Below are 4,013 nucleotides of genomic sequence, written 5' to 3'. Positions count from 1 at the left end.
TCGCCGAGGCGGCCCATGGGGATTTTGGAGCGCATGTAATCGACCTGGCTCTGGGGGAGCTGGTCGAGGATGGGGCTTTCGAACGTGGCGGGGGTGAGCGCGTTGACGATGATGTTCTTGTCGGCGAGCTCCTTGCCGAGCGACTTGGTGAGCCCGATCACCCCGGCCTTGGTGGCGGAGTAGGCGCTGGCGTTGGGGTTGCCTTCCTTGCCGGCGACCGAGGATATGTTGACGATCCGGCCATAGCCGTTGGCGAGCATCAGCGGCACGATCGCGCGGTTGCAGTAGAACAGGCCGTTGAGGTTGACGTTCACCACCTTGAGCCAGCCGTCGATCGGGAACGCGTGGACCGGCACCGTCGGGCCGGTGATCCCCGCCGAGCAGACCAGGATGTCGACCTTGCCGAGCGCCTCGGCGCTGGCAGCCGCAGCCGCCTCGACCGCGTCGGCGTCGGACACGTCGAGCTGCACGCCGTGCACCCCGCCCAGCGCCTCGCGCGCGGCATCGAGGCCCGCACCCATGTCCCAGATCGATACCGTGCCGCCCTCGGCCAGGATGCGCTCGGCGACCGCATAGCCCAGCCCCGAGGCGCCGCCGGTGATGATCGCCGCCCGGCCCGCGAACCTTCCTGCGAACACGCTCATCCGAGCACCTCGTCGCCCAGGTCGCGCCACGCCACGACCTGCTGGGTCTGGGTGCCGAGCTTGTCGATCCCCAGCGTCATCGTGTCGCCGGCCTTGAGGTAGATCGCATCGGGCTTCTTGCCCTCGCCCACCCCCGGCGGCGTGCCGGTGATGATCAGGTCGCCCGGATAGAGCGTCACGAACCGGCTGGCATAGGCGATGATCTGGCGCACGTCGAAGATCATCGTCTTCGTGTTGCCGGTCTGCATCCGCTGGCCGTTGACGTCGAGGAACATGTCGAGCGCCTGCGGGTTGCCGACCTCGTCGGCGCTCACCAGCCAGGGGCCTACCGGGCAGAAGGTGTCGTGCCCCTTGCCCTTGCTCCACTGGCTGCCGCGCTGCTTCTGGTTGAACCGCTCGGACACGTCGTTGGCCAGCACATAGCCGGCGACATGGGAGAGCGCGTCGGCCTCCTCGACATAGCGCGCGGTCCTGCCGATGATGACCCCCAGCTCGACCTCCCAGTCGGTGTGCGTGGAGTCCTTCGGGATCATCACCTCGTCGTTCGGGCCGGTGAGGCTGGAGAGCGCCTTCATGAACATCACCGGCTCGGTCGGGATCGGCAGGCCGGACTCGATCGCATGGTCCTCATAGTTGAGCCCGATCGCGACGATCTTGCCGATGCCCTTGACCGGCACGCCGTAGCGCGGGGTGCCCTCGACCACGGGCAGCGCCGCGGGATCGAGCGCCGCGAGCTTCGCAAGGCCCTCGGCGCCCAGCGTATCGGGGGTCACATCGGCGAGCACGCCCGAGAGGTCGCGCAGCACGCCCTCGGCGTCCAGGAGTCCGGGCTTCTCGCTTCCGCGCGGGCCGTAACGGCAAAGCTTCATGGGGTGTGTCTCGTTCAGTGGGTGTAGGGACGGTGAAGGGCGACGTCGCGGTTGAGCTCGACCCCGAACCCGGGCGCATCGAGCGCCGAGGCGCGCAGCCGCCCCTTGTCGGGCACCGGCTCGCCGATCAGCTGCGGGTGGAACATCGGCACCACCTTGTCGGCGCCGGGCGCCATCATCAGGAACTCGGCGAACGGGCTGTTATGCCGGGTGATGACGAAGTGATAGCTGTAGACGCTGGAGCCGTGCGGCACGACCAGCTTGCCGCGCGCATCCGCCAGCGCCGAGATCTTCAGCAGCTCGGTCACCCCGCCGCACCAGCCCACATCCGGCTGGATTATGTCGCAGCACTCCATCTCCAGCAGCATGCGGAACCCCCAGCGGGTCGCCTCATGCTCGCCGGTGGTGACCAGCATGCCCCTGGGGACATTGCGGCGAAGCTCGGCATAGCCCCAGTAATCGTCGGGGCTGATCGCCTCCTCGATCCACTTCAGGCCATGCTCGTGCGCCGCGATCGCAAGGCGGGTGGCATAGTCGACGTCGAGCGCCATCCAGCAGTCGAGCATCAGCCAGAAGTCCGGGCCCACGCGCGCGCGCATCTCGGCCAGCTCGGCGATGTTCTTCTTGAGGCCTTCCACGCCTTCGGCGGGGCCGTGGTGGAGCGGCATCTTGCCGCCGATGAACCCCATCTGCTGGGCGAGGTCGGGCCGCGCCCCGGTCGCGTAGAACTGGAGCTCGTCGCGCACCGCGCCGCCCAGCATGTGATAGACCGGCTCCTGCCGCAGCCGCCCGAGCAGATCCCACAGCGCGAGATCGACGCCCGAGATGGCGTTCACCACCAGCCCCTTGCGGCCATAATATTGCGTCGAGAAGTACATCTGGTCCCAGATCTTCTCATAGTCGGCCGGATCGCGCCCTTCGAGGAACCGCGCCAGGTGCCGCTCGACGATATAGGCCGCCGGCTCGCCGCCGGTCGTCACCGCGAAGCCGATCGTGCCGTCCTCGGCCTCGATCTCCACCACCAGCGTGCCCAGCACGTTGATGCCGAAGCTCTGGCGCGACTGGCGATACTCGGGATAGCGCGCCATCGGGGTGGCGATATGGTCGTCGATCCAGTGGCCTTCGCCCTGGTCGTGATAGTCGGCGCCACCGCCGCGCACCACGAACGCGCGTACATGCTTGATCTTCGGCAGCCCGCGAACCGTCACTTCCCAACTCCCTCATACGCCCGGAACGACAGCCCAGGAACAGGCGCGCCCGCGGCCAAAACCGGCGGACACGTCATTCCAATATGTGATACGCCTTCCCCGTCACCGGGCGATCGGCCACCTTGTCCGTGGCCGAAAGGCTGGCTGCACCCTCCTGGCGGCTTTACTTTCTCAACTTATGGGATAGGATATTATGAGATGAGACAGAATGCGTCAAACGAAGAATCGGATAAATCGCAATCGTCTCCCTCCCCCGTGCAGGGCAGCCAGACGCTGCTGCGCGGCCTCGACATGCTCGACAAGGTGATCGACGGACCCGTCAAGCTCGCCGAGCTCTCGCAGCGCATGGGCCTCACCCGCTCGACCACCCACAGGCTCGCCAATGCGCTGATCGATCGCGGGTTCCTGACGTTCCTGCCGCGGGTCGGCTATCAGCTGGGGCCCAAGCTCCTCCAGCTCGGGTTCCTGGCGCAGTCCCAGGCCGATATCGTCCAGATCGCCCGTCCCATCATCGAGGATCTGGCGGCCAGCACCGAGGACACGGTCCATCTCGGGCGGATCGACGGCGACTTCGCGCTCTATCTCGACAAGATCCCCGGCCGCCGGCGGGTCGAGATCTCCAGCCGCATCGGCGATCGCCAGCCGCTCACCTCCACCGGGCTCGGCAAGGCGCTGCTGCTCGACAGCGACGCGGGCGAGTGGCACCGCGTGTTCGAGGCCGATCGCGCCGCCGGCGCGCCGGCCGCCGATTACGGCCTGTGGCTGGCGCGCATGCAGGACTATGCCCGCTCGGGCTATGCGTTCGACCTCGAGGAGAATGAGGACCAGATACGCTGCGTCTCCGCGCCGATCCGCGATGCCTCGGGCCGGATCGTCGCGGCGATCAGCGTCTCCAGCGCCGCGCAATATATGGACGACGGCCGCATGGCCGCGCTCAGCGGCGAGGTCCGCGATACCGCCGACCGGATCAGCCATGCGCTGGGCTGGACCGAAGCGGTCGCCCCGCCCCGCAAGACCAGACGATAACGGACACACAGGAGAACATCAGGTGAAGCTGCTCGAAGGCAAGACCGTGCTGGTTACCGGCGCATCCACCGGCATCGGCCGCGCCGCCGCGATCGGCGCCGCGCAGCACGGCGCCGATGTCGCCATCAACTATCACCGCGACGACGAAGGCGCCCAGAGCTGCGTCGCCGAGATCGAGAAGCTCGGCCGGCGCGGCCTGGCGGTGAAGGGCGACGTCGCCGACCCCGAGACCGCCAGCGCATTCGTCGCCGCCGCGGTCGACAAGC

The 4,013-nt window shown here is 67.7% G+C and carries 5 protein-coding genes; 2 read left to right on the top strand and 3 right to left on the bottom strand.

Annotation, left to right across the window (positions count from 1 at the left end):
- From HB724_RS20240 to rhmD, 3 genes are all read right to left on the bottom strand, one after another.
- Nucleotides 1–644 (bottom strand): SDR family NAD(P)-dependent oxidoreductase (locus HB724_RS20240; RefSeq protein WP_213982749.1); only part of this gene is annotated, 644 nt, incomplete at its 3' end.
- Entirely contained in the window at nucleotides 641–1,513 is an 873-nt protein-coding gene (locus HB724_RS20235) for a fumarylacetoacetate hydrolase family protein (RefSeq protein WP_213982748.1), read from the bottom strand. The genes HB724_RS20235 and HB724_RS20240, both read right to left, overlap by 4 nt.
- A 14-nt stretch (nucleotides 1,514–1,527) precedes the next feature.
- Entirely contained in the window at nucleotides 1,528–2,721 is a 1,194-nt protein-coding gene (rhmD, locus tag HB724_RS20230) for an L-rhamnonate dehydratase (RefSeq protein ID WP_213982747.1), read from the bottom strand.
- Between the two features lie 198 nt (nucleotides 2,722–2,919).
- Between rhmD and HB724_RS20225 the strand changes: the two genes are divergently transcribed.
- On the top strand, nucleotides 2,920–3,747 hold the full coding sequence (locus HB724_RS20225; RefSeq protein ID WP_213982746.1) for an IclR family transcriptional regulator: 828 nt from the start codon (nucleotides 2,920–2,922) through the stop codon (nucleotides 3,745–3,747).
- Nucleotides 3,748–3,769: 22 nt separating this feature from the next.
- Nucleotides 3,770–4,013: SDR family NAD(P)-dependent oxidoreductase (locus HB724_RS20220; RefSeq protein ID WP_213982745.1), on the top strand; the 244-nt coding region annotated here is incomplete at its 3' end.

Source organism: Sphingomonas sp. dw_22, assembly GCF_018449795.1.
GTDB lineage: Bacteria > Pseudomonadota > Alphaproteobacteria > Sphingomonadales > Sphingomonadaceae > Sphingomonas.
Note: the sequence above shows the minus strand (reverse complement) of the source record. Positions and strands in the feature narration are given on the sequence as shown.

Excerpts from the sequence above, each read along its gene's own strand:
- HB724_RS20235 (WP_213982748.1), bottom strand. The coding sequence starts at position 1,513 with ATGAAGCTTTGCCGTTACGGCCCGCGCGGAAGCGAGAAGCCCGGACTC.
- HB724_RS20225 (WP_213982746.1), top strand. The coding sequence starts at position 2,920 with ATGAGACAGAATGCGTCAAACGAAGAATCGGATAAATCGCAATCGTCT.